The organism is Mesorhizobium captivum (assembly GCF_033977165.1).
GTDB classification, from domain to species: Bacteria; Pseudomonadota; Alphaproteobacteria; order Rhizobiales; family Rhizobiaceae; genus Mesorhizobium; species Mesorhizobium captivum.
Map to the genome: position 1 here is coordinate 97,339 of NZ_JAVIJB010000015.1, position 23,755 is coordinate 121,093.

Sequence of the window (23,755 nt, forward strand, 5' to 3'; positions counted from 1 at the left end):
TGCCGGACCTATCGAGCTTCCCGTTGTCTTGCCCGTGGCTGCCCGAAGGAAGCCAGGGAAGGGATGATCCGCGACCGTTGAGACGGCGTGGCCCTTTCCGCATATGAAGGACAAGATATGTTCAATCAGCACAAAGTGGAAATCGAGTGGGGCGGCCGTCCGCTCATCCTGGAAACCGGCAAGATCGCCCGCCAGGCCGACGGCGCTGTGCTCGCCACCTATGGCGAGACCGTGGTTCTCGCCACCGTCGTTTCGATGAAGGAGCCGAAGCCCGGCCTCGACTTCTTTCCGCTCACCGTCAACTATCAGGAAAAGACCTATGCCGCCGGCAAGATCCCGGGCGGCTATTTCAAGCGCGAGGGCCGTCCGAGCGAGAAGGAAACGCTGGTTTCCCGCCTGATCGACCGCCCGATCCGCCCGCTCTTCGCCGACGGCTACAAGAACGACACCCAGATCGTAGTCACCGTCGTCCAGCACGATCTTGAAAACGATCCGGACATCTTGTCGATCGTCGCCACTTCGGCCGCGCTCACGCTCTCCGGCGTGCCCTTCATGGGCCCGATCGGCGGCGCTCGCGTCGGCTATATCAACGGCGAGTATGTGCTCAATCCGCATATCGACGAGATGGAGGAATCGAAGCTCGACCTCGTCGTCGCCGGCACTACCGACGCAGTTCTGATGGTCGAATCCGAGGCAAAGGAGCTCAGCGAGGACGTGATGCTCGGCGCCGTCGTGTTCGGCCACAAGAGCTTCCAGCCGGTAATCGACGCGATCATCAAGCTGGCCGAGGTCGCCGCCAAGGAGCCGCGCGACTTTACTGCGCCGGACTATTCCGAGCTCGAAGGCGAGATGCTGAAGATCGTCGGCGACGAGCTGCGCGAGGCATACAAGATCACCGACAAGCAGTCGCGCTACGCCGCCGTCGACGCCGTCAAGGCGAAGGTCAAGACAGCCTTCGCGCCGGCCGAAGGCGAGGAAGCCAAATACTCTTCCGAGCAGATCGGCAGCGTCTTCAAGGAGCTCCAGGCCAAGGTCGTGCGCTGGAACATCCTCGACACCGGCTCGCGCATCGATGGCCGCGACCTGAAGACCGTTCGCAAGATCGTCTCCGAGGTCGGCGTGTTGCCGCGCACCCATGGTTCTGCGCTGTTCACCCGCGGCGAGACCCAGGCGCTGGTCGTCGCCACGCTCGGCACCGGCGAGGACGAGCAGTATGTCGATTCGCTGACCGGCATGTACAAGGAGAAGTTCCTCCTTCACTACAACTTCCCGCCCTATTCGGTCGGTGAAACCGGCCGCATGGGCTCGCCGGGCCGTCGCGAGATCGGCCACGGCAAGCTTGCCTGGCGCGCGATCCGCCCGATGCTGCCGTCGGCCGATCAGTTCCCCTACACGCTGCGCGTCGTCTCGGAGATCACCGAGTCCAACGGCTCGTCCTCGATGGCGACCGTCTGCGGCACCTCGCTGGCGCTGATGGATGCCGGCGTGCCGATCGCCAAGCCGGTGGCCGGCATCGCCATGGGCCTGATCAAGGAAGGCGAGCGCTTCGCGGTGCTCTCCGACATCCTCGGCGACGAGGACCATCTCGGCGACATGGACTTCAAGGTCGCCGGCACCGCCAACGGCGTCACCTCGCTGCAGATGGACATCAAGATCGATGGCATCACCGAGGAGATCATGGGGATCGCGCTCGGCCAGGCCAAGGACGGCCGCCTGCATATCCTCGGCGAGATGGCGCATGCGATCTCCGGCGCGCGCGCCGAGCTCGGCGAGTTCGCGCCGCGCATCGAGGTTATGCACATCCCGACCGACAAGATCCGCGACGTCATCGGCTCCGGCGGCAAGGTGATCCGCGAGATCGTCGAGAAGACCGGCGCCAAGATCAACATCGAGGATGACGGCACGGTCAAGATCGCCTCGGCCAACGCCAAGGAGATCGAGGCGGCGAAGAAGTGGATCCACACCATCGTCGCCGAGCCGGAAGTCGGCGAGATCTACGAGGGCACCGTCGTCAAGACGGCCGACTTCGGCGCCTTCGTCAACTTCTTCGGCCCGCGCGACGGCCTAGTCCACATCTCGCAGCTCGCCAATGAGCGCGTCGCCAAGACCTCCGACGTCGTCAAGGAAGGCGACAAGGTTTGGGTCAAGCTGATGGGCTTCGACGAGCGCGGCAAGGTCCGCCTGTCCATGAAGGTCGTCGACCAGGCGACCGGCAAGGAAATCGTTCAGGAGAAGAAGAAGCCGGAAGGCGAGGAAGACGCCGCCTGATCGACGTTTCCCGATAATCGAGACGGGCGCGCCGCAAGGTCGCGCCCGTTTTTGTTTGAAGAGTTGTGTGAATGGCCTCAGAGCCGCTGAAAACGCTGTTTTTTCCCTTCGAGGCCGAGGCGCTCCCTTTGCCGCGAAAAGATGCTCACGTGCTGTTCCTGGGTGCCGAGCCCGGCTTCCGTTTGCCTGCCGGCTTCGACGCCGCGCTGCATCTCGTGCAAGGCTTCCGGCCGCATTTTCGCGCCCTGCAGGCGGCCGGCTACACAGTCGCGCCGCGGGCGGAAGGTTCCGGCTTCGACGCCGCCCTGGTGCTGGCCGGCCGGCATCGCGGCCAGAACGAGCTGCGGATCGCGGAAGCCATCGAGCGTGTGGTGCCGGGAGGGCTGATCGTCGTCGCCGGTGGCAAGGACGATGGCATCGACAGCCTGCGCAAGCGCATCGATGCGCTGGTGTCGCTCGAGGCGCACCTGCCGAAACATCACGGCGTCGCCTTCTGGTTCCGCCGGGCCGGCATGGACGCGGCCCGGACGCTTCGCGCCGCCAACCCCGACCTCGTCGTCCAAGGACGCTTCCGCACCGCGCCTGGCATGTTTTCGTTTGATCGGATCGACGCCGGCTCCAAGTTGCTCGCCGCGCACCTGCCCGACAATCTCGGCGGCAACGTCGCCGATTTCTGCGCCGGCTGGGGTTATCTGGCGGCAGAGGTGGCGGAACGCTCGAAGGGCCTCTCCGCTCTCGACCTCTACGAAGCGGATTTCGAAGCCCTGGAAGCGGCCAGGATCAATGTCCATGCTGATCCTGGCCCACGATTCTTCTGGACCGATCTGTTGGCCGAAGCCGTTGAACGACGCTATGACGCAATCATCATGAACCCGCCGTTTCACAGCGGCCGGGCGGCGGAACCGGGCATCGGCGCCGACATGATCCGTGCGGCGTCGAAGTCGCTGAAGCCAGCAGGGCGGCTGGTCATGGTCGCCAATCGCCAGCTTCCTTACGAGCAGGTGCTGGCGGCCACGTTCTCCAGCCACGTCGAGGTCGCGCGCGACGGCATGTTCAAGGTGTTTTCGGCTCGCCGCTGAGGCGGTTACTGCAGGCTGACGAGGCGTGCTGGCTCGCGCGTAGTATGTGTGGGTCGCGTCTGGCCGAGCTCGATCTTGAGCGGCGCAGGACGCCCGAACAGATAGCCCTGCACCACCTCGCAGCCGGCGGCTCTCAGCAGCGTTGCCTGGTTCTCGGTCTCGACGCCTTCGGCGATGATGCCGACGCCCAGCGCCCGCGACAGTCCGACGATGGTCGAGACCACGGCGCCCGAGCTGGAGTCGGTGTCGATGCGGCTGACGAAGGAGCGATCGATCTTCAGCTTGCCGAACGAGAAGTCGATCAGATAGCTCAGATTGGAGTAGCCGGTGCCGAAATCGTCGACGGCCACCGAGATGCCCATATCGGCGAGCTGCCGCAGGATGACGGCCGCACGGTCGCGGTCCTGCATCATCGCCGTTTCGGTGACTTCGAGCTCCAGCCGCGACGGCTTTATGCCGGTCGATGCCATCGTCTCGCGCACGATGCCGACGAAGTCCTTGGTCATGAACTGGACCGGCGAGATGTTGACGGCGACGAAGCAATCCTGCGGCAGATACTGCGCGTCGCTGCAGGCCTTGCGCAGCACCCACTCGCCGATCGGATTGATCATGCCTGTTTCCTCGGCGATCGGAATGAACTCCATCGGCGGGATCATGCCGCGTTCCGGGTGCTTCCACCGGATCAAGGCCTCGTAACCGACCACGCGGCCGGTCGGCATGTCGAATTGCGGCTGGTAGTGGAGGCTGAAGTCGCCGCGGTCGAAAGCGGTTTTCAGCTCGGATTCGATCCATTGCCGGTAGTCCGCCACCCGCCCCATATCGGCATGGAAGACCGACCAGTTGCCGATGCCGCTTGCGCGCGCATTCTGCAGCGCGAGGTTCGAGCGGCGAAGGACGAGCACCGGATCGACGCCGTCCTTCGGCATCGCCACGATACCGACGGACATGCTGACGGACTGCAGGTGCGTCTGGAGCTGGTAGGGCTCCATCATCCGGTTGATGAATATTTCGAGGAAGCGTTCGAGAGACCCCCGGATCTCGCGGTCCGGCAAGAGCACGGCGAATTCGCCGGCGCCGAGCCGCCCGATCACAACATCCTCCGGCATGCTCTCCTTCAGCCTTTTGGTGAAGGCACGGATCAGCTCGTCGCCATGGCTGTAGCCGATGGCGTCGTTGATCTGCTTGAAGCGGTCGATGTCGATATCGATCAAATAGACCGGTTCGCCGGTCCCTATCGTTTCCGCTGCCGCCGCCGCCACCTTTCCGACGATCGCCTGGCGCGTCAGCAGGCCGGTCATCTTGTCGAAATGCGTTTCCTTGAAGACATATTCGGCCGATTCATCAACGCCTGCGAAGAAGGACATGGCGGCGCCACCGGCGGAAAGGGCACACAGCGCGGCGATGATGGCCGCCATCGTCTCGGCAGACATGCCGGCCAGTCCGTCACCGAAACCGAAGCGCAGCCCCCAGAGCCCGAGGATAAAACTGCCCATGCCCGAGCTGGCGATGGTGATCAGCCGGAACAGCGGTGTTCGCTTCGGGTTGCTGACTGCAGACATGCAAGGTCCCTGACACTACAGGACCTTCTAGCGGATACCTCCTTAAAATCGGTTTCCGCCGATGCCTCCAATTTTACTGGAAAGTACTTTTTGCGTTAGCGAATTATTCGCGGTCGCCGCCGTTCTGTTTCAGTTCCTCGAGCGCCGGCATGGAGACGATGTGATAGCCGGAATCGACATAGTGGATCTCGCCGGTGACCCCGGAAGACAGGTCGGACAGTAAGTAGAGCGCCGAGCCGCCGACCTCGTCGATGGTCACCGTGCGCCGCAGCGGCGAATTGCGCTGCTGATAGGAGAACATGTGGCGCGCGTCGGACACGCCGGAGCCGGCGAGCGTCCGCACCGGTCCCGCCGAGATGCCGTTCACCCGGATGCCGCGCGGGCCGTAGTCATTGGCGAGATAGCGCACGCTTGCCTCGAGCCCGGCCTTGGCGACGCCCATGACGTTGTAGTTCGGCATGACCCGCACCGACCCGGCATAGGTCAGCGTGATCATCGAGCCGCCCCTGGTCATCAGCGCGGCGGCGTTGCGGGCGACCTCGGTGAAGGAATAGCAGGAGATCACCATGGTGCGAACGAAGTTGTCGCGGCTGGTGTCGGCGTAGAGGCCCTTGAGCTCGTTCTTGTCGGAAAAGCCGATGGCGTGGACGACGAAATCCAGCCCGTCCCAGGCCTTGCCGAGCGTCTCGAAAGTGGCGGTGACCGAGGCGCTGTCCTCGACGTCGCAAGGCACGACCAGCGAGGCGCCGAGCTTTTCGGCAAGCGGCTTGACGCGCCTCCCGAACGCGTCGCCCTGGTAGGTGAAGGCAAGTTCCGCACCGTGTTCGGACAGTTTCTTGGCGATGCCCCAGGCGATCGAATGATCGTTGGCGACTCCCATGACAAGCCCGCGCTTGCCCTTCATCAACCCTTCCATAAAAGGCAATCCTTATGCGGAATAGCGCTGGAAAATCAGCGTTGCGTTGGTGCCACCGAAACCGAAGGAATTGGACAGGACGGTGTCGATCTTGGCGTTGTGGATGCGCTTGCGCACGATCGGCATACCCTCGAATTCCGGATCGAGCTCCTCGATATGGGCGCTCTCGCCGACGAAGCCGCCCTGCATCATCAGGATCGAGTAGATCGATTCCTGGACCCCGGCGGCGCCGAGCGAATGGCCGGTCAGCGACTTGGTCGAGGTGATGAAGGGTATCTTGTCGCCGAACACCTCGCGGATGGCGCCCATCTCCTTGGAATCGCCGACCGGCGTCGAGGTGCCGTGCGTGTTGATGTAGTCGACGGGCGTCGTAACCGTGGCAAGCGCCTGCCGCATGCAGCGCACCGCGCCTTCTCCCGAAGGGGCAACCATGTCGTAGCCGTCGGAGGTGGCGCCATAGCCGATGACCTCGGCATAGATCTTGGCGCCGCGCGCCTTGGCGTGCTCCAGCTCTTCCAGCACCAGCACGCCCGCGCCGCCGGCGATGACGAAGCCGTCGCGGTTGACGTCATACGCGCGCGAAGCGGTCGATGCTTTGTCGTTGAACTTCGACGACATGGCGCCCATGGCGTCGAACAGGTCCGACATCGTCCAGTCGAGATCCTCGTGGCCGCCGGCGAACATCATGTCCTGCTTGCCCCACTGGATCAGCTCGTAGGCATTGCCGATGCAATGCGCCGAGGTCGAACAGGCCGACGAGATCGAGTAGTTGACGCCATGGATCTTGAACCAGGTGGCTAAAGTGGCCGAAGCGGTCGACGACATCGCCTTCGGCACCGCGAACGGGCCGATGCGCTTCGGGCTGCCGTTCTTGAGCGTGGTTTCGGCGGCTTCGACGATGGTCCTGGTCGACGGTCCGCCGGAGCCCATGACGATGCCGGTCCGCTCATTGGTGATGTCGCTTTCGCTTAAGCCGGCGTCCGCGATCGCCTGGTCCATGGCGACGTGGTTCCAGGCGGCACCTTGGCTTAGGAAGCGCATGGCGCGGCGGTCGATCATCGCCGAGGGGTCGAGCGTCGGCGCGCCCCACACCTGGCAGCGGAAGCCGTGCTCGGCAAAAGAATTGGAAAAGCTGATGCCGGACTTGGCATCGTAAAGCGAGGACTGCACCTCGTTGGCGTTGTTGCCGATCGACGACACAATGCCGAGGCCTGTCACTACGACACGTCTCATTCGCAACTCCTTCCGGCGTACTTTGGCGGAAAACCTAGTCGGTTTTCGCCTTCGATCATACGCAAAATAAACTGCCGCGGCGTCCTTGCGCATCCGTCGGACACGCGAGGCCCCGTGGCGGTGGCGATCAGGAAGCCGACTGCTTGGACAGGCCGACCTTCAGATCCGTTGCCGCGTATATGGGTTCGCCATCCGCCTTGAGCCAGCCATCGGCGATGCCGAGCACGAGGCGTCCGCGCATCACGCGCTTGAAGTCGACGCCGTATTCGACCTTCTTGACCGACGGCGTCACCATGCCCTTGAACTTCACCTCGCCGGTCGACAGCGCCATGCCCTTGCCCGGCTCGCCGAGCCAGCCGAGATAGAAGCCGGTCAATTGCCACATGGCGTCGAGGCCGAGGCAGCCCGGCATGATCGGATTGCCGATGAAATGGCAGGCGAAGAACCAAAGATCCGGCTTGATGTCGAATTCGGCGCGGATGAAACCCTTGTCGAAGGCGCCGCCGGTCTCGCTGATCTCGGTGATGCGGTCGAACATCAGCATCGGCGGGTAGGGCAGCTGGGCGTTTCCCGGTCCGAACAGCTCGCCGCGGGCGCAGGCAAGCAGTTCCTCGTAATCGTAGCTGGACTTTTGACCCGCCATTAACTCCGTCCCCGTTTCCGTTCCGGGCGGCAGGGCGCCCTCGGTCGTTGGTTTCCTAACACACTCTGTTTGCGGCCGGAAACCGGCGTTTGCGCTTAACCCGTGCGTCTGCCTGGGTCAATGCGCGCTATTGATCGCATTTGGGCGACAGAATATATGTCGAGAGGTGTCCAGTTTTTGGCAATGACGTCTTTTTGCCATTCTGGGCCTGTCTATGGGGCTGGGCCACGAGCTTTGACGGGATAGATGGATTCGGGCTGCCGGAAGGAAAATGTCGCTGTGGACAAGCGGGTTCGCGAAGCCGGCCTGAGGCCGACGCGTCAACGCATTGCGCTGGCCGATCTGCTTTTCGCCAAGGGCGATCGTCACCTCTCGGCCGAGGAGCTGCATGAAGAGGCGATTGCCGCCGGCGTGCCGGTTTCGCTGGCGACCGTCTACAACGCGCTGCACCAATTCACCCAGGCCGGCCTGCTGCGCATCCTCTCGGTTGAGGGGTCCAAGACCTATTTCGACACCAACACCTCCGATCACCATCATTTCTATGTCGAGGGCGAGAACCGGATCTTCGATATCGCGAGCGGCCCGGTGAGCGTCTCCAACCTGCCGGACCCTCCGGAAGGCATGGAGATCGCCAATGTCGACATCGTGGTGAGGCTGCGCCCGAAGCGCCGCGATTGATCCGCCCATGATGAGACCTGTGGATCTCGCGATCCGGCTTGAATGGGTCGCGGCTGCCGTGGCGGCCATCGTCTTCTACAAAATGACCGGTGTCTCCTGGTGGCTGTTTGCGCTGCTCATCCTGGCGCCTGACCTGTCGATGCTGGGATACCTCGCAGGCCCGCGGATCGGTGCGATTGCCTATAACGCCCTGCACATCCTGATCGTCCCGCTCGTCCTTGCGCTCGTCGGCGTCCTGTTTTCCGGTCCGGTCACGTCAGCCGTGGCGCTGATCTGGGTCGCGCACATCGCCATCGACCGCGCCCTGGGCTATGGCCTGAAACTATCCACCGGTTTTCAGGATACGCATCTCGGTCGCATCGGGCGCTAGACCATGATCCCGAAAAGCGGGACCGGTTTTCGGACAAGATCATGGTCAAGACAAAATAGTCAGTTCTTGACCTTTTCGCCAGGATAGGCACCCCAAACCTGCGACTGGGCCATCCAGCCGGTATGGCCGTCAAAGGTCATCTCGCACCATTGACCGTCGCATTTCTTGATCGAGCCTATCACCCCCGGCTCGATGATGGCGACGACGTTGGCGTCCTTGTTGGGCTCGTCGAGCAGATTGATTCGCCCGCCCTTGCCGCGCTGCCAGGGCGCAACGATCGCCGTGCGGCGGCCCGAGAGCAGCGACTGGTTGATCCAGCCCTCGGAGCCGTCGGCATCGCGCACGCGGCGCCAGGTGTCGAATTCCTGGATGACTTCCATCGGCAACCCGGCCTTCATGTACATCCAGTTGACGGAATAGTTGGCGCCCGGGCCGACGCGCGAGTTGACGCGCGGCGGCTTAAGGCTGACGAAGCGCGGCAGCGGCAGGCCGCTCGGCCCTAGAGTCACCGTTTGCGCAGGGGCGGCGGCACTTTGCGCGGATGCCTGCGGCACGCAAAGCATGGCGCCGAGAACGGCTGCGCTGAAAGCCAGGCGAAGCGACGCGAAACCAGACACTTTCGTTCCTTTCGGCGCCGGTCCGTCGGGATGAGCGCCCCTTTTTCTTTGTCTTCGGCGGCACCGCTTGTTACAGGAGTGGGCTGGTGCCGCGATCGGCTACAAGTTTCGCCGGTCTTGGTTAAAGAGGTCTCAACGAGATCGGTTTCGAGGAAGCTTCGGGGATACAATGGCAGGCAAAAAACGGCCCCTCGTCGTCATCACGCGCAAGCTGCCCGATCCGGTCGAAACCCGCATGCGCGAGCTGTTCGACGCGCGCCTCAATGTCGAGGACCGGCCGATGACCCAGCCGGAACTGGTCGCGGCCGTCAAGGAAGCCGACGTGCTGGTCCCGACCATCACCGACCACATCGATGCCGCGCTGATCGCCCAGGCGGGCGAGAACCTGAAGCTGATCGCCAATTTCGGCAACGGCGTCGACAAGATCGACGTCGCCGCGGCGGCCAAGAAAGGCATCACTGTCACCAATACGCCGAATGTGCTCACCGAAGACACCGCCGACATGACCATGGCGCTGATGCTTGCCGTGCCTCGCAGGCTCGCTGAAGGTGCCAACGTGCTCACCGGCGAGAAGAAATGGGCCGGCTGGTCGCCGACCTGGATGCTCGGTCGCCGCATCTGGGGCAAACGCCTCGGCATCGTCGGCATGGGTCGCATCGGCACGGCGGTTGCGAGACGCGCCAAGGCGTTCGGCCTGTCGATCCACTACCACAATCGCCATCGTGTGCTGCCCGCGGTCGAGGACGAGCTGGAAGCGACCTACTGGGAGAGCCTCGACCAGATGCTGGCCCGCATGGATATCATCTCGGTCAACTGCCCGTCGACGCCGGCGACCTTCCATCTCTTGTCCGCCCGGCGGCTGGCGCTGATGCAGCCTTCAGCCTACATCGTCAACACCGCGCGCGGCGACATCATCGACGAGGAATCGCTGGTCAAGCTCATCCATGACGGCAAGATCGCCGGCGCCGGCCTCGACGTCTACGAGCACGAGCCGGCGCTGAACAGCAAGCTTTTGAAGCTCGCCGCCAGGGGCAAGGTCGTTCTTTTGCCGCATATGGGCTCGGCCACGCTCGAAGGCCGCATCGACATGGGCGAGAAGGTGATCATCAACATCCGCGCCTTCTTCGACGGCCACCGCCCGCCGGACCGCGTGCTGCCGCTCAGGACCTGAGAATACCTCGGGTGTTCAGGCGACGGTAACGACGCCGTCGCCATCGACTTTGACGGCGCTTCCGCGATAGGTCTCGAACAGGCCACGTCCGAGCCGAACGGCCATCGGCGTTTCCCAGCCCATTTCCCGGGCGACGATCAGTCCGAGCAGCAGGATGGCGTCAGGCTCGTGTAGCACCAGCGCGGCCGGCGCACGGCCGTTGTGGACCAGCTCCATCAGCACCGCCGAAGCCGACGATGAGCCGATCGTGCCCGGCAGGAACAGCACGCGGCCGGAAATCACCTCGCCATTCTGCGGGTGGCGGACGTCGGCGATGCGGCCGGTCTTGGGGTCGACGCCGCCCCAGAAGCTGATAGGCGCCGTCAGCACCAGCGCTTCGCCTTCGCCCGCCTTGCCCGGCACCAGGATTTCGGCGGCGCTCATGCGGCGATATCCCTGAATGTCGCCCTGCCGGTTACTGCGCTTTCGACGCAATCGGCGAGCGAGGCATAGAGCACCCCGTAACCGGTGTTGCCCGGCGCGTAATGCGCGAACTTGCCCGAATTGGTCATCAGCACGCCGCCGTCCAGATCCGGCATGATCGGCGTCACCACCACGCAGGTATCGGCGACGATGACGACCCCGCTTGTTTCGAGCGCCTTTCGTCTGCCGTCCTGCTCGAGCGAGGCCAGCACGTGGCGGCCGGTGCAGGCATAGATCGGCACGGCAAGCCGTCTTCCGGAGATCAGCCGCTCCAGCGTGCTAAACTCGGCGTCTGACAGATGCGGACTGCCGATCGCCACCGCGTCGATCGCCTTGGTCGCTGCGGCGGTCGACAAGCCGGCGCGAGCTTTCGCCACCATCTGCGGCGTGACGTGGATCACCGCCTCCGGTTCCGGCCCGGCCAGAATGATTTCGGCGTCGGGAGCCTCCGGCGTCACGCCGGCAATATGGAAGAGCCCGACCGCGCCGGACGACGCAGCCGCTGCGCCGAAGGCCTTCAGCGCATCCTCACCGGGGTGATTGGCGATGCCCGAGACGACGCCGACCGCATTGCCGACCTCGCGGCCGTAGAGGCTGCCCAGCACCGGCCAGGCGATCTCAGACGCGAGGAAGGAAGGAGGAAGATCGGAGACGTCGAACATCAGCCGCGCTCTGCGGTTCTCCGGGCGATGCAGGCCATAGTCGGGCGCTTGGCCGGTTATGGCGCAGGCAATGTCGAGGAAGTCGCCGTAGCGGTTGGTGCGGGCGCCCAGCACCGAATTGCAGAACACCACGGCATTGGACTCGCCCCAGGCGACATCGCTGCCCTGTGCGGGCCTGTGCCCGGCCTGATAGGGCGCGCAGGTCCAGCTCTGCTCGCAGCCGAGCCTGCGATAGGCCTCCATCATCCGCCGCGCCATGCCGCGCTGCGGCTCTTCCAGCCGAATGCGCGAGCAGCCCATCAGGTCGAGCGCTCCGACATTGAGCGTCGAGCGCACCGCCACCCTGGCGCCGTCCTCGACCAACCGCTCGGCGAACAAAGTGCCGGAATCGCCGTGATACAGCGCGCCGTCGATATGCGCCGAAGCGATCGGGATCAGTCGCGGGGCGCCAAGCAGGCGGGCGCTTTCGGCGACGATGCGCATCGCCATCCCCGCGCCGTCCTTGCCGGCGGCGATTGCCTGTTGTTCGGGGCTGAGCGCGAGGCTCAAGACAACGCCTTTCGCATGGTGATCGAGGTTGGCTGGTCGTAGCCCTCATGCGCCGTGCGCGCGGTCTCGCGAAAGCCGAGACGAGCAAAGGCCGCGTGATTTGCGGCGAGCTCGATCCGCGTCTGCAGCTCGATCGCATGCTTGCCGCGCCGGCGGGCAAAATCCTCCACGGCCTGCATCAGCCGCCCGCCGATGCCTCGCCCCTGAAGGCTGGGCTCGACGGCTAGCTTGCCGACATAGAAATCTTTCGCCCGCTCCAGCGCGAAGACGCAGCCGACAATCCGACCATTCTCCACCGCCAGGAATGCAGTCTCGTGCCTCGCCTTGCTCTTGAGGCTCTCCGACGTCAGCAGACGCGCCGAGGATGGCGGGTCGATGACGCCGTCCATATAGGCGAAGGCGCGCAGGATCAGCGCCAGCAATTCGTCCCACCGTGCGAAGTCCGGCGGAAGATCGCTGACAAGGAGAGCGGCCGGCTGGTCCATGCGCTCAGACCGCCTTGTAGCGGACGGTGTCGAAACGGGCGGTGAGCCCGTCATAAAGCAACAGCCGGCCGACCAGCGGCTCGCCGATCCCGGCAATCAGCTTGATCGCCTCCATCGCTTCGAGCGTGCCGATAACGCCCGTCAGCGCGCCGACGATGCCGGCGACGGCGCAGGATGGCACCAGCCCTTCGGGTGGCGCTTCCGGGAACAGGTCGCGGTAGCTTGGATTGCGCTTGCCGTCGGCGCCCGTTTCGTACGGCTTCAGCACCGTCACCGAGCCGTCGAAACGGCCGACGGCGGCGGTGACCAGAGGCCTCTTTTCCAGGGCGCACGCATCGGCCAGCGCATAGCGTGTCTCGAAATTGTCGGAGCCGTCGACGACGACGTCGTAGCGAGCGACAAGGGCGGGGGCGTTTTCAGCCGTCAGCCTGAGGCGATGCAGTTCCACCCTGACATTGGGGTTGATGCGCATGATTGCCGCCGAAGCGCTGTCGGTCTTCGCCATGCCGATGGTGTCGCTGCCATGGATCACCTGCCGCTGCAGGTTGGACAGCGAGACATCATCGTCGTCGACGATGCCGAGCGTGCCGACACCTGCCGCGGCAAGATATTCGAGCACCGGTGCGCCCAGCCCGCCGGCGCCGATCACCAGCACCCGCGCCCGCTTCAGCTTCTGCTGGCCGGGGCCGCCGATTTCCGGCAGCACGATGTGGCGGGCATAGCGTTCGAGCTCTTCGTCGGTGAGGGCGGCATTGGTCATGGCCGGACCTTATAGCTGGTGCAAAGCCTTGTCATGTACGGGCGAGGCGAAGCCTTGTCCCGCAGCGCATGTACGGGCAAGGCGAAGCCTTGTCCCGAAGGCCAAGCGCTGACGCCCGTTGGGTTTTTCAAAAGGCTAGCCGGTCGGCCCGACGTTGCCGTGATCGACCGTCAGGAACTGCGCCCGCCCGGCAAGGCTTGAAAACAGCGCCGCGTCGGTGCCGGTCATGAAGGCCTGGCAGTTCAGCTCCTCGAGGATGGAAAACAATGCCGCCCGCCGGCCGCTGTCGAGGTGCGCGGCGATCTCGTCGAGTAGCAGGATCGGCGTCAGGCTCGACATCTCGCCGGTCAGCCTCGCATGCGACAATACGATGCCGACCAGCAGCGCCTTCTGCTCGCCGGTCGAGCAGAGTTCGGCAGGCATCGACTTCGGCCGGTGCCGGACCGCGAGATCGGAGCGATGCGGACCGTCGAGCGTGCGGCCGGCGGCGCGGTCGCGCTCGCGGCCGTTGGCGAGAGCGGCGCGAAACCGCTCCTCGACATCGACCGCCGGCGCGACGGCGATCTCGCTCTCCAACTCGCCGGAGAGGCTGATGTCGGCCTGTGGAAACGGGCCGCTGCCAGGCAGCTTGTCGATCATGGCGGTAAGCAGCCGCACCAGTTCCGCCCGCGCCGCCGCGATCGCCACCCCCGTTTCGGCCATTTGCGTCTCGATCGCGTCGAACCAGCCGCTGTCGCGGGAACCTTCGGTAAGCAAACGGTTACGGCCGCGCATTGCCTTTTCATAGTCGAGCGCCCGCTGGCCGTGGCTGGGGTCGATCGCCAGCACGAGCCGATCGAGGAAGCGGCGACGGTCGGCGGCCGGCCCCGGAAACAGCCCGTCCATCGCCGGCGTCAGCCAGACGACTCGCAGCCATTCCAGCATGTCCTCCGCCGACTTCGCCGGCGCGCCGTTGATGCGAACGCGTCTGCCGCCTTCTCCGGCACCGTCGCCGCCGGCAATGCCGGTGCCGATTTCGACCTGGCCTTCCGGTCCCTCGATGCGGGCATGCAAGGCAAAGCCGCCGTCACCGCCCTCGCGCGCCACGTCGGCATAGGGGGCGCGACGGAGCCCGCGTCCGGGTGTCAGCAGCGAGATGGCTTCGAGCAGATTGGTCTTGCCGGCACCATTGTCGCCGGACAGCACAACGATGCCGGGGCCGAGCTCAAGCGAAAGTCCAGCATAATTGCGAAAATTGGTAAGCGTAAGCTTACTTATGTGGGTCTGTTCCGGCAACCGCTATCCGTCCGTGCAAGCCGCCGTAATCATCGCTCCATCGCCAGCCGGCGCGAAACCGGATGCGGCTACACCCGCATCGGCATCAGCACATAGAGCGCGGTCTCGTCGGCCATGTCGTGGATCAGCGTCGGCGAGCCGGCGTCGGCCAGCATGAACTTCGCCTCCGAGCCGGTGAGTTGGGCTGCGACATCGAGCAGATATTTGGCGTTGAAGCCGATCTCGATCGGGTCCGACGTATAGTCGGCCGCCAGTTCCTCGGTGGCGCTGCCCGAATCCGGATTGTTGACGGCAAGCGTTAGCTGGCCTTCGATGATCGACAGTTTCACCGCCCGGCCGCGCTCGGACGAAATGGTCGAGACGCGGTCGACGGCGGCGGCGAAGCTCTGGCGGTCGATGATCAGCTTCTTGTCGTTGCCGGTCGGAATGACGCGTTGATAGTCCGGGAAGGTTCCGTCGATCAGCTTCGAGGTCAGGATGACGCTGCCGATGGTGAAGCGGATCTTGGTGTCCGACAACTCCGTCGTCACCGCCACATCCGGATCGTCGACCAGCTTCTGCAGCTCGCTCACCGTCTTGCGCGGGATGATGATGCCGGGCATGCCTTCGGAGCCCGCCGGCGCGTCGATCTCGGCGCGCGCCAGGCGGTGGCCGTCGGTCGCGACCGAGCGCAGCTTCAGCTTGCCGCCGGTCTCATGCGTGTGCAGGAAGATGCCGTTGAGATAGTAGCGCGTCTCTTCGGTCGAAATGGCGAACTGCGTTTTTTCGATCAGGCCCTTGAGCGCCACCGAGTCGAGCCGGAAGATGTGCGAGAAGGAGCCGGCCGAGAGTTCCGGGAAATCGGACTGCGGCAGGCACTGCAGGCGGAAGCTGGAGCGTCCGGACGTGACGGTCATCGCGTTGCCGTCCTCGTCGGTCTTCAGCATCACCTCGGCGCCGTCGGCGAGCTTGCGCACGATGTCGTAGAGCAGGTGCGCCGGGACCGTCGTCGCGCCGCCGCGCTCGACCTTGGCGGGCGTGGCTTCCGTCACTTCGAGGTCGAGGTCGGTCGCTTTCATTTCCAGGCTGGCGCCTTCGGCGCTGAGCAGCACATTCGACAGGATCGGAATGGTGTTGCGCCGCTCCACCACGCGATGAACGTGGTTGAGGGACTTCAGGAGATTGGACCGTTCCAGGATAACACGCATGACGAAACAGGCTCGCTTCAATGAATGAGCGGGTCACCGGGGAGCGGCATCCCGCGAAAGCTCCGAAAAGCTCAGAATCTGTGTAAGCTGACAGTAAAAAGCCTGCAAGCGCAAGCCCGCGACACCGGTTCCGGCCGGTTGCGCGGGCTTTCTGGGGATAAAGCCGGCGAAGCGCTCAGGCCTGCTCGTTGATCAGCCTTCTGAGCAGCTCGAGTTCCTGCGCCAGCGTGTTGTCGGCACCGGAAAGATCCTCGATCTTGCGCACGGCATGCAGAACCGTCGTGTGGTCGCGGCCGCCGAAGCGCCGTCCGATCTCGGGCAGCGAGCGCGGCGTCATCACCTTCGACAGATACATCGCCACCTGGCGCGGCTTGACGATGGTGCGCGTGCGCCGGTTGGACAGCAGCTCCGTCTTCGACACGTTGTAGTGGCGCGCCACGATGCGCTGGATGTCCTCGATGCGCACCCGCTTCGGCTCGCCCGAGCGGTAGATGTGGCCGAGGATCTCGTCGATGCGGTCGATGGTGATCTGCGGTTCGAAGGACTGGCGAAACAGAAGCTGGTTGAAGGCGCCTTCGAGCTCGCGCCCGCTGCCCGTCACCGTGCGGGCGACGTGATCGAGGATCTCGTCCGAAATGTCGAGCGAGGAATCGTCGATCTTGGCGGTGGCAAGGCGCAGCTTCAGCATGCCGAGCCGCATGGCGAAGTCCGGCGCCGACATTTCGAGCGCCACGCCGCCATTGAGGCGCGAACGCACGCGCGGCTCCAGCGATTCCAGTTCCGACGGCGGCCGGTCGGCGGCGACCACCACCTGCTTGGCGCTGTCGAGCAGCATGTTGATGAGATGGCAGAACTCATGCTGGATCGACTTGCCCTGCAGGAACTGCATGTCGTCGATGATCAGGAGATCGATGTCGCGCAGCTGCTCCTTGAGGGTGAGCGCATTGTTGTCGCGGATCGCGGTGGCGAAGCGCCACATGAAATATTCCGCCGTGAGATAGACCACCCGCGACTTCGGGTTGTGCCTCAGCGATTCCGCCGCGATCGCCTGTAAAAGGTGCGTCTTGCCGAGGCCAACGGTCGCGTGAAGGAAAAGCGGATTGAAGCGCACCGCGCTCGACTGCGATTCCGCCACCGCCTTGGCCGCCGCGAAGGCCACCCGGTTCGAGGGCCCTTCGATGAAAGAGGTGAAAGTATAGCGCGGGTCGAGCGGTGACCCCAGCACATTGTGGCGGAACTCGGTCTCCGCCGGCATGCCCTGGCGGGGCGCCGGCGTCCGCTCCACCCGGCCGGCGCTCGCGGTGCCGGCGGCGAGCGCGGTCTGCGCCTGCTTGGTCATCTTGCGCGCAGGTGCGATCTCAGGCTCGACATTGTTGCGGCCCTGCCGCGTGGCGGTCCGCACGATGATCTCGATCTTGAGAAGGTCCGGATCCTCATGTCTCCACAGTTCCGCGATAAGGTCGAGATAGTGGCCGTTGATCCACGACCGCAGGAAGGCCGTGGGCACGGAGATGCGGACAATGCCGCGCGAGGCCTCGGCAACCTTCATGCGGCCAAACCAGCTCGAGTAGACCTCGGCTCCCAGACGCGCCTTAAGCTGGGTCTTGACCCGCTCGAACTTCTGTTCAGCGTCGCTGGATGCCGTCATTCCGTCCCCTCCGACGAAAGTTGTAGGGAATGGGAGCTCGCCCGCTATCTCCCGTTCGATGCCGCTCTGCATGATCAAGTTCCTTGTCTTCTCGTACCCTTTTCCCGCCGGGAGTGCGCCTCCTGCACCCTGGATCCGGCGACTTTTTTTCGCTGCGCTCCATCGCCGCCGCCGGCGATATAGTCGCAACGTTGCGCAAGGGACCGATGCCGGCTCTTGCAAGCCGGCTTGATCATGCCAGGGCAACACAACACCGTCCGGCGAAAACGCCGGCCAACGTCGACTGCCATGTACAATTACGCCAGTCCCCTACCCACCGAGGAGACAGACCAAGCCGCACGCGGAATTGCTCCACGTCATGAATTCCGCCATTTTGTGCTGGCCGATTCAGGCTGGGTCAGGGGCTAAAGCCCGTCCCTTCGATGAATGGACATTACCGAAATCGCTGTGGATAGGGCAAGGCCACGTCTAACCGATTTTTAACGAATCTGGTTACCGGAGACGTGTTCGAAGCGGGTGCCACTGGGGCGTGTTCTGACAAAGCCATTGTGATTCAAACCCTTTTCCGGCGAATATGAAAAAGGCCGGCCGATACGAAATTTTGTGAAATAATTCTCTTGACAGCTACTTGTCCCCCGCCGCTCCTCCGCGCGTTGAACAAGCTGTGGATGACCATCCGTAAGTTTCTGAAATATAAGCGGAATTTTTGACAGGCTAATTTATGGCCATGCCCGCATTCGACGGGCCTCAGCATCAGCGATTATGTATATGCCGGCAAAACATTCGCAACTTTGAAATTCGGGCCGAGCTTCGTTATGCACGCGTTGTTTTTAAGTACTTGCCGGCAAACGAAAAAACCCGGCCTATGCGGCCGGGTTCAAGGATAACGGTTCTAAGCGGAAGTCGGTCAGGCCGACAGCACCTTGACCCGCTGGGCCAGCCGCGAAACCTTGCGGGAAGCCGTGTTCTTGTGGATGACACCCTTGGTTGCGGCGCGCATCAATTCCGGCTCCGCGACCTTGAAGGCTTCGAGCGCCGCGGCCTTGTCGCCGGCGGCGAGCGCCTCTTCGACCTGGCGGACATAGGTGCGGACGCGCGACCGGCGGTTCTTGTTGATCGCCGCGCGGCGGGCGATCTTGCGCGTTGCCTTTTTGGCCGAGGACGTATTGGCCATGATGCCTCTCTTCTGATCTGGTGAGCGCCAGCGGGATGCCGCAGGGCGCAAAAAACAAACGGGCAGCCACGGGGCCGCCTCGGTTGGTGCGGCTTATAGTTCAGCTTTTCCGGCGCGTCAACGCCGCTTCGCGGTCTTTTTGGCGCCTTGTAGCGCGGCGCGCTGAAACGCGCGGCGCACTGCGAGTCTTTCTCTTATGCGTGCCGTTTTCCCAAACTGCCACGCGCTTCCGGGGGACGCGCATTAGCGGTTGGTGAAATTCGGCTTCCGCTTCTCGACGAAGGCGGCCATGCCTTCCTTCTGGTCGTCGAGCGCAAACAGCGAATGGAAGAGGCGACGCTCGAAGCGCAGTCCTTCGGCGAGCGTCGTCTCATAGGCCCGGTTGACGGCTTCCTTGGTCATCATCACCGACGGCAGTGAAAACTCGGCGATCCTGTCCGCCGCCTTCAGCGCTTCCTCGGTGAGCTCGCCTGCCGGCACCACCCGCGAAACCAGTCCGCAGCGCTCGGCTTCGGCGGCGTCCATCATGCGCCCGGTCAGGCACATGTCCATCGCCTTCGATTTGCCGACGAAGCGGGTCAGGCGCTGCGATCCGCCCATGCCCGGCATGACGCCGAGCGTGATTTCGGGCTGGCCGAATTTTGCATTGTCGGCGGCGATGATGAAATCGCACATCATCGCCAGCTCGCAGCCGCCGCCGAGCGCATAGCCTGCAACCGCCGCGATGATTGGCTTGCGCGCACGCGTAAGCTCCTCCCAGCCGACGAAGAAATCCTGTGTGTAGGCGTCGACGAAGGAGATCGCCTGCATTTCCTTGATGTCGGCACCGGCCGCGAAGGCCTTTTCCGAGCCTGTGAGGACCAATGCGCCGATGCCGGCATCGGCGCCGAACGCGTTCACCGCGGCCACGATCTCCGCCAGCACCTGCGAATTGAGCGCGTTGAGCGCCTTCGGCCGGTTCAGCGTGATCAGCCCGACCTTGCCGCGTGTCTCCACGAGAATGGTTTCATAGGCCATGGCATCGTCTCCTTCGATTGAGGAGACCGGTCTAGCTCACCGCTGACAGGTCCGGCAATAGAAGGTCGAGCGGCCGCTCTGCACGATGCGCTCGATATGGCCGCTGCAGCCAGGTTTCGGACATGGCATTCCTTCGCGGTCATAGACCGCGAAGGAATGCTGGAAATAGCCGAGCGACCCGTCAGCCTGGACATAGTCGCGCAGCGAGGATCCGCCGGCGGCGATCGCGTCGGCGATGACCGAGCGGATGGCCTCGGCCAGGCGTTCGCACTGCTCTTTTGCTTTCTTGCCGGAGCCGGCGATGGTGCCGGCTTCGCGCAGCGGCGACAGGCTGGCGCGCCACAGCGCCTCCGACACATATATGTTGCCGAGCCCGGCGATCAGCCGCTGGTCGAGCAATGCCGCCTTGAGCGGCGACCTGCGGCCTGCGAGCAGCGAGGCGAGCAGGGGGCCGTCAAGCGCGTTGCCGGTCGGCTCGATGCCCAGCCCCGCCAGCATCGGATGCGTGTCCGGCGCCCCTTCGGCAAACAGCATGAAGCCGAAACGGCGCGGGTCGTTGAAGATGACGCGGGACCGCTCGCCCTTCGGCGAAGCGACGTCGAACACGACATGGTCGTGCGCTGCGCTTTTCGAGCGCTCATTGTGGAAGGCGCTGGGCGTGTCGCTGCTCCCGGCAGCTTCGACGCGGAACGATCCCGACATGCCGAGATGGCAGATCAGCACCGGACCGTCTTCGATGTGTATCGTCAGATATTTGGCGCGTCTGCCAAGCGCCGTCACGGTCTTGCCGGCAAGCCGCTCCGAAAAGCGCTCGGGAAAGGGAAAGCGAAGGTCGGGCCTGCGTGTCTCGACGTTGACGAGGCGGGCCCCTTCCAGAACCGGCTGCAGCCCGCGCCGGACCGTTTCGACTTCAGGCAGTTCGGGCATGGCCGCCTATCGTCGCTAGGAAAGAGCTGCCGTGGCGGCCAGGCGCGAGGCCGAGATGGTCGGCTACGGTTTCGCCGATATCGGCGAAGGTCGGCCTGAGCCCGATGTCGCCGCCCTTCAGCCCGGGCCCGATGCCGATCACCGGAATGCGTTCGCGTGTGTGGTCGGTGCCGCGCCAGGTCGGATCATTGCCATGGTCGGCGGTGAGGATGAGCAGGTCGCCCGGCCTGATACGCGACAGCGCCTCCGCCAGCCGGCGGTCGAAGGCCTCGAGCGCACCGGCATAGCCGGCGACGTCGCGCCGGTGTCCGAACTCGGTGTCGAAGTCGACGAAATTGGCGAAGACCAGATCGCCATCGCCGGCGTCGTCCATGGCGCCCAGCGCCTTGTCGAACATCGCCATGTTGCCGCCCGCCTTGCGCACCTCAGAGATTCCGCGATGGGCGAAGATGTCGCCGATCTTGCCGACGGCGACGACCTTGCTGCCGCGCTCCGTCAGCCGGTCGAGCAGCGTCGGTTCCGGCGGCGGCACGGCATAGTCGCGGCGGTTGTGGGTGCGCTGGAAGGTGGCTCTTGTCTCGCCGACGAAGGGTCGCGCGATCACGCGCCCGATCTTGAGCGGATCGACCAGCCGGCGGACCGTCAGGCAAAGCTCATAAAGCCGCTCCAGGCCGAAATGCGTCTCGTGCGCGGCGATCTGCAGCACGGAGTCTACCGAAGTGTAGCAGATCGGCTTGCCGGTGCGGATGTGCTCCTCGCCGAAGCGCTCGATGATCTCGGTTCCGGGCGCATGGCAATTGCCGAGGATGCCCGGCACCTTGCCTTCACGGATGATCGCGCCGGTCAGCTCGGCCGGGAAGGCCGGCACGGTGTCGGGAAAGTAGCCCCAGTCGAAACGCACGGGCAGGCCGGCAATCTCCCAGTGGCCCGACGGCGTGTCCTTGCCGCTCGAGACTTCCTGGGCTGCGCCATGGAAAGATGAGGCAAGCAGTGGCGCGTCGAAACTTATGGGCAGTCCCGCTGCCGTCCGTGCGGCCTGGGCAAGCCCGAGCGAGACCATGTTGGGCACGGCGAGCGGCCCCCTGCGCAAACCTTCACGATCCGCGCGGCCCTCGGCGCAGGCCTGCGCGATATGCCCGAACGTGTTGGCGCCGGCATCGCCGTAGCGTTCGGCATCGGCCGCTCCGCCGATGCCGAAGGAATCGAGAACGAATAGGAAAGCCCGCGCCATAGGGTGCCGTCGTTGCCAGTCCAGTGCCTGTCTCCCGAAAGTGAGAACCGGTTTCGGGACAAAGACATGCGTAAAATCAAAAACCCAAAGCGCACGGAGCGAATCTGAAAGATTGCGATGCGCTTTAGGCAGCCAGACATAAGGTTCCGCAGTGGCGTTGGCAAATCGGAAACCAAACCGCAACGGCTTGGCGCCATAGTCGCGCAATCGGGCGCGGTGTCGGCGGGAGTGCGGCAAGGATGGGCAAGGGCACAAGATCCGCGGCAAGCCGGACTTTGAGGACGTGCGCGGTGGCCCTCGCGGTGCTCTCGGCGGCCTCGTCGGCGCGTGCCGACTGGCGCGACGACATCGGCACATTTCGCATCGGCATCGTCGCCGAGCCTGGAGGCGGCAACACGGTTCCCGGCCTGGCACGCCTGACGGATGCCTATACGAACGCGCTCGGCATGAAGGTGGAGTTCGTGGTTGCCCGCGACTATGCGGCGCTTATCGAGGCGCAGGCGAGCGGCCGCGTCCAATATGCGATCTATTCGGCGCTCGCTTATGCCGCGGCCTCCGAGCGCTGCGGCTGTGTCGAACCGCTGGTGGCGCCGGTCGATGCCGATGGGGCCGCCGGCATCCGCTCCGTGCTGGTGACGCGCGACCGCAAAGTGCCTGACCTCGCCGCCATGGCTTCGCATCGGATCGCGGTCGCGCCTGCCGACAATGTCGGCGGTTCGCTGCTGCCGCTGACCGGGCTGGCCGGCCAAGGCGTCAAGATCGCGGACGATTCACCCTTCCTGACGCGCGCCGTCTCGGCCACGGCGGCCGAGACAATGCTCGGCGACGGCGAAGCCGACGGCCTGTTCGGCTGGGAGCCCGTCGGCGCCGATGGCCGGCCCACCGATACGGGCGGCACGATCATGCGGCTCGAGGCCGCCGGCATCCCGAAGACGTCGCTTCGGGTGCTATGGACATCGGCTCCGCTGCGATACGGGCCTCACGCCGTGCGCAGCGATCTCGATGCCGAGGCGAAGCGCCGGCTGGCCGTCTTCCTGACCAATCTCAAGTCGCTGACCCCCGATGTCTACGATCTTCTGGAATCGACGCATTCCGGCGGCTTCGAGCTGGCCGTATCGAAGGACTACGCAACGGCGCTGGCCATCGTGCGGCGCGAAGCGGGCGGCCGGGAATAATCTTCAGCAGTCGCTGCAGGGAACCGTGGGACCGCGACGGGGCCTCAGATAGTATGTTTCGCCCATCGGAATGTGGTTGAATGCCGAGGTCAATCCAAGCGCCTTCGACGCCTTCGAACCGTCGGCCGACCATGCGATCATCGCCTCATACTCAAGGTCGCTTTCCACCCGGACAAGGAACGTGTTGCGGATATTCAGCGTCGCCGGAACGGTGGTGATGCTGTCCTTCAGCGCGTCGGCGCTATAGGTGGTGCCCACAAGCTTGCGCGACCATGCCACCTTCACCTTGGGCGACGCCTCGTCGGTGATCTGGATTCCGGTGATGATGATCGTCGGGGTGGAGCGGTTGTAGGGCTGCAGCGTCGAGACGCCGATCTTCATGATCGCATCGAGGTCGGCTTTCTTGACGGTCGCCTGCTGCGTGACGAGATCCGCCACCATGCTGCCGATGCGGCTGACCTTCTTGCTGGTTTCGATCGCCTGCGAGGCTTCCATCGTGATGAAATACATGATGAGCAGCACCGGCACGATGAACGCGAACTCGATTGCAGCGACGCCCTGGCGATCGCGGCAAAACCGCACCACCTTCGCCATAATGGCCGAAATTTTCCGGTGTGCCCCCGCACGGTGCATTTTTACCTCCACCCGCCGCAGTCTCAGCCGTCAAGC

23 protein-coding genes are annotated in these 23,755 nt (G+C 64.2%); 6 read left to right on the forward strand and 17 right to left on the reverse strand.

Annotated features, from left to right (window positions below; translation table 11 throughout):
- Nucleotides 1-117: 117 nt before the first annotated feature.
- Nucleotides 118-2,268: a polyribonucleotide nucleotidyltransferase gene (gene pnp / locus RFM40_RS15200; RefSeq protein WP_320227379.1), complete on the forward strand. Its 2,151-nt coding sequence runs from the start codon at nt 118-120 to the stop codon at nt 2,266-2,268.
- Nucleotides 2,269-2,339: 71 nt separating this feature from the next.
- Nucleotides 2,340-3,347, forward strand: a complete 1,008-nt coding sequence (locus RFM40_RS15205) for a class I SAM-dependent methyltransferase (RefSeq protein ID WP_320227378.1) — start codon at nt 2,340-2,342, stop codon at nt 3,345-3,347.
- A 5-nt stretch (nt 3,348-3,352) separates the two neighbouring features.
- Here the strand turns inward: RFM40_RS15205 and RFM40_RS15210 are convergent, their stop codons facing one another.
- From RFM40_RS15210 to fabA, 4 genes are all read right to left on the reverse strand, one after another.
- Complete coding sequence (locus RFM40_RS15210) at nt 3,353-4,906, reverse strand: putative bifunctional diguanylate cyclase/phosphodiesterase (protein ID WP_320227377.1); 1,554 nt, start codon at nt 4,904-4,906, stop codon at nt 3,353-3,355.
- Nucleotides 4,907-5,009: 103 nt separating this feature from the next.
- Entirely contained in the window at nt 5,010-5,822 is an 813-nt protein-coding gene (fabI, locus tag RFM40_RS15215; protein WP_126096324.1) for an enoyl-ACP reductase FabI, read from the reverse strand.
- Between the two features lie 12 nt (nt 5,823-5,834).
- On the reverse strand, nt 5,835-7,055 hold the full coding sequence (gene fabB / locus RFM40_RS15220; protein WP_320227376.1) for a beta-ketoacyl-ACP synthase I: 1,221 nt from the start codon (nt 7,053-7,055) through the stop codon (nt 5,835-5,837).
- Nucleotides 7,056-7,182: 127 nt separating this feature from the next.
- Nucleotides 7,183-7,698 (reverse strand): 3-hydroxyacyl-[acyl-carrier-protein] dehydratase FabA, encoded by a 516-nt coding sequence (gene fabA, locus RFM40_RS15225; RefSeq protein WP_320227375.1) that lies wholly within the window; start codon nt 7,696-7,698, stop codon nt 7,183-7,185.
- Between the two features lie 246 nt (nt 7,699-7,944).
- Between fabA and irrA the strand changes: the two genes are divergently transcribed.
- Both irrA and RFM40_RS15235 read left to right on the forward strand, forming a co-directional pair.
- Nucleotides 7,945-8,376: an iron response transcriptional regulator IrrA gene (gene irrA / locus RFM40_RS15230; RefSeq protein ID WP_320227374.1), complete on the forward strand. Its 432-nt coding sequence runs from the start codon at nt 7,945-7,947 to the stop codon at nt 8,374-8,376.
- A 10-nt stretch (nt 8,377-8,386) separates the two neighbouring features.
- A complete protein-coding gene (locus RFM40_RS15235) occupies nt 8,387-8,746 on the forward strand; it encodes a DUF4260 domain-containing protein (RefSeq protein ID WP_320227456.1) in 360 nt (119 codons plus the stop codon).
- 59 nt (nt 8,747-8,805) lie between these two features.
- Here the strand turns inward: RFM40_RS15235 and RFM40_RS15240 are convergent, their stop codons facing one another.
- Complete coding sequence (locus tag RFM40_RS15240) at nt 8,806-9,363, reverse strand: SH3 domain-containing protein (protein WP_320277756.1); 558 nt, start codon at nt 9,361-9,363, stop codon at nt 8,806-8,808.
- Between the two features lie 169 nt (nt 9,364-9,532).
- On the opposite strand from RFM40_RS15240, the gene RFM40_RS15245 reads away from it, so the two are divergent.
- Complete coding sequence (locus tag RFM40_RS15245) at nt 9,533-10,534, forward strand: 2-hydroxyacid dehydrogenase (protein WP_126096320.1); 1,002 nt, start codon at nt 9,533-9,535, stop codon at nt 10,532-10,534.
- 15 nt (nt 10,535-10,549) lie between these two features.
- On the opposite strand, the gene RFM40_RS15250 is transcribed toward RFM40_RS15245, so the two are convergent.
- The 11 genes from RFM40_RS15250 to RFM40_RS15300 form a co-directional block, all read right to left on the reverse strand.
- On the reverse strand, nt 10,550-10,957 hold the full coding sequence (locus tag RFM40_RS15250; protein ID WP_320227371.1) for an aconitase X swivel domain-containing protein: 408 nt from the start codon (nt 10,955-10,957) through the stop codon (nt 10,550-10,552).
- Nucleotides 10,954-12,207 carry an aconitase X catalytic domain-containing protein gene (locus tag RFM40_RS15255; RefSeq protein ID WP_320227370.1) on the reverse strand — a complete coding sequence of 418 codons (1,254 nt, stop codon included), beginning with the start codon at nt 12,205-12,207 and terminating at the stop codon, nt 10,954-10,956. Before RFM40_RS15255 ends, RFM40_RS15250 begins: the two co-directional genes overlap by 4 nt.
- Nucleotides 12,204-12,692: a GNAT family N-acetyltransferase gene (locus RFM40_RS15260; protein ID WP_320227369.1), complete on the reverse strand. Its 489-nt coding sequence runs from the start codon at nt 12,690-12,692 to the stop codon at nt 12,204-12,206. Before RFM40_RS15260 ends, RFM40_RS15255 begins: the two co-directional genes overlap by 4 nt.
- A 4-nt stretch (nt 12,693-12,696) precedes the next feature.
- Nucleotides 12,697-13,452: a molybdopterin-synthase adenylyltransferase MoeB gene (locus RFM40_RS15265; RefSeq protein ID WP_320227368.1), complete on the reverse strand. Its 756-nt coding sequence runs from the start codon at nt 13,450-13,452 to the stop codon at nt 12,697-12,699.
- A gap of 135 nt (nt 13,453-13,587) precedes the next feature.
- Nucleotides 13,588-14,727 carry a DNA replication/repair protein RecF gene (gene recF / locus RFM40_RS15270; protein WP_320277757.1) on the reverse strand — a complete coding sequence of 380 codons (1,140 nt, stop codon included), beginning with the start codon at nt 14,725-14,727 and terminating at the stop codon, nt 13,588-13,590.
- Nucleotides 14,728-14,795: 68 nt separating this feature from the next.
- The gene (gene dnaN, locus RFM40_RS15275; RefSeq protein WP_320227366.1) at nt 14,796-15,914 is read right to left on the reverse strand and encodes a DNA polymerase III subunit beta; all 1,119 of its coding nucleotides are present in this window, start codon (nt 15,912-15,914) and stop codon (nt 14,796-14,798) included.
- Nucleotides 15,915-16,089: 175 nt separating this feature from the next.
- Entirely contained in the window at nt 16,090-17,634 is a 1,545-nt protein-coding gene (dnaA, locus tag RFM40_RS15280) for a chromosomal replication initiator protein DnaA (protein ID WP_430691678.1), read from the reverse strand.
- A gap of 835 nt (nt 17,635-18,469) precedes the next feature.
- A complete protein-coding gene (rpsT, locus tag RFM40_RS15285) occupies nt 18,470-18,736 on the reverse strand; it encodes a 30S ribosomal protein S20 (protein WP_059185001.1) in 267 nt (88 codons plus the stop codon).
- Between the two features lie 243 nt (nt 18,737-18,979).
- Nucleotides 18,980-19,753, reverse strand: coding sequence for an enoyl-CoA hydratase (locus RFM40_RS15290; protein WP_320277758.1), 774 nt, complete (start codon nt 19,751-19,753; stop codon nt 18,980-18,982).
- 36 nt (nt 19,754-19,789) lie between these two features.
- Nucleotides 19,790-20,680, reverse strand: a complete 891-nt coding sequence (gene mutM / locus RFM40_RS15295; protein WP_320227363.1) for a bifunctional DNA-formamidopyrimidine glycosylase/DNA-(apurinic or apyrimidinic site) lyase — start codon at nt 20,678-20,680, stop codon at nt 19,790-19,792.
- Nucleotides 20,664-21,911 (reverse strand): phosphopentomutase, encoded by a 1,248-nt coding sequence (locus RFM40_RS15300; RefSeq protein ID WP_320227362.1) that lies wholly within the window; start codon nt 21,909-21,911, stop codon nt 20,664-20,666. The genes mutM and RFM40_RS15300 overlap by 17 nt, the downstream gene beginning before the upstream one ends.
- Before the next feature lie 239 nt (nt 21,912-22,150).
- On the opposite strand from RFM40_RS15300, the gene RFM40_RS15305 reads away from it, so the two are divergent.
- Nucleotides 22,151-23,086, forward strand: coding sequence for a phosphate/phosphite/phosphonate ABC transporter substrate-binding protein (locus RFM40_RS15305; RefSeq protein ID WP_320227361.1), 936 nt, complete (start codon nt 22,151-22,153; stop codon nt 23,084-23,086).
- Nucleotides 23,087-23,089: 3 nt separating this feature from the next.
- On the opposite strand, the gene RFM40_RS15310 is transcribed toward RFM40_RS15305, so the two are convergent.
- On the reverse strand, nt 23,090-23,719 hold the full coding sequence (locus RFM40_RS15310; RefSeq protein ID WP_320227360.1) for a TadE/TadG family type IV pilus assembly protein: 630 nt from the start codon (nt 23,717-23,719) through the stop codon (nt 23,090-23,092).
- Between the last annotated feature and the right edge of the window lie 36 nt (nt 23,720-23,755).

Coding starts and splice junctions, on each gene's coding strand:
- RFM40_RS15290 (WP_320277758.1), bottom strand. CDS start 19,753: ATGGCCTATGAAACCATTCTCGTGGAGACACGCGGCAAGGTCGGGCTG.
- fabI (WP_126096324.1), bottom strand. CDS start 5,822: ATGGAAGGGTTGATGAAGGGCAAGCGCGGGCTTGTCATGGGAGTCGCC.
- rpsT (WP_059185001.1), bottom strand. CDS start 18,736: ATGGCCAATACGTCCTCGGCCAAAAAGGCAACGCGCAAGATCGCCCGC.
- RFM40_RS15260 (WP_320227369.1), bottom strand. CDS start 12,692: ATGGACCAGCCGGCCGCTCTCCTTGTCAGCGATCTTCCGCCGGACTTC.
- pnp (WP_320227379.1), top strand. CDS start 118: ATGTTCAATCAGCACAAAGTGGAAATCGAGTGGGGCGGCCGTCCGCTC.
- RFM40_RS15235 (WP_320227456.1), top strand. CDS start 8,387: ATGAGACCTGTGGATCTCGCGATCCGGCTTGAATGGGTCGCGGCTGCC.
- dnaA (WP_430691678.1), bottom strand. CDS start 17,634: ATGCAGAGCGGCATCGAACGGGAGATAGCGGGCGAGCTCCCATTCCCT.
- irrA (WP_320227374.1), top strand. CDS start 7,945: ATGGATTCGGGCTGCCGGAAGGAAAATGTCGCTGTGGACAAGCGGGTT.
- fabB (WP_320227376.1), bottom strand. CDS start 7,055: ATGAGACGTGTCGTAGTGACAGGCCTCGGCATTGTGTCGTCGATCGGC.
- RFM40_RS15250 (WP_320227371.1), bottom strand. CDS start 10,957: ATGAGCGCCGCCGAAATCCTGGTGCCGGGCAAGGCGGGCGAAGGCGAA.
- RFM40_RS15305 (WP_320227361.1), top strand. CDS start 22,151: ATGGGCAAGGGCACAAGATCCGCGGCAAGCCGGACTTTGAGGACGTGC.
- mutM (WP_320227363.1), bottom strand. CDS start 20,680: ATGCCCGAACTGCCTGAAGTCGAAACGGTCCGGCGCGGGCTGCAGCCG.
- fabA (WP_320227375.1), bottom strand. CDS start 7,698: ATGGCGGGTCAAAAGTCCAGCTACGATTACGAGGAACTGCTTGCCTGC.
- RFM40_RS15210 (WP_320227377.1), bottom strand. CDS start 4,906: ATGTCTGCAGTCAGCAACCCGAAGCGAACACCGCTGTTCCGGCTGATC.
- RFM40_RS15300 (WP_320227362.1), bottom strand. CDS start 21,911: ATGGCGCGGGCTTTCCTATTCGTTCTCGATTCCTTCGGCATCGGCGGA.
- RFM40_RS15205 (WP_320227378.1), top strand. CDS start 2,340: ATGGCCTCAGAGCCGCTGAAAACGCTGTTTTTTCCCTTCGAGGCCGAG.
- RFM40_RS15310 (WP_320227360.1), bottom strand. CDS start 23,719: ATGCACCGTGCGGGGGCACACCGGAAAATTTCGGCCATTATGGCGAAG.
- RFM40_RS15245 (WP_126096320.1), top strand. CDS start 9,533: ATGGCAGGCAAAAAACGGCCCCTCGTCGTCATCACGCGCAAGCTGCCC.
- RFM40_RS15265 (WP_320227368.1), bottom strand. CDS start 13,452: ATGACCAATGCCGCCCTCACCGACGAAGAGCTCGAACGCTATGCCCGC.
- dnaN (WP_320227366.1), bottom strand. CDS start 15,914: ATGCGTGTTATCCTGGAACGGTCCAATCTCCTGAAGTCCCTCAACCAC.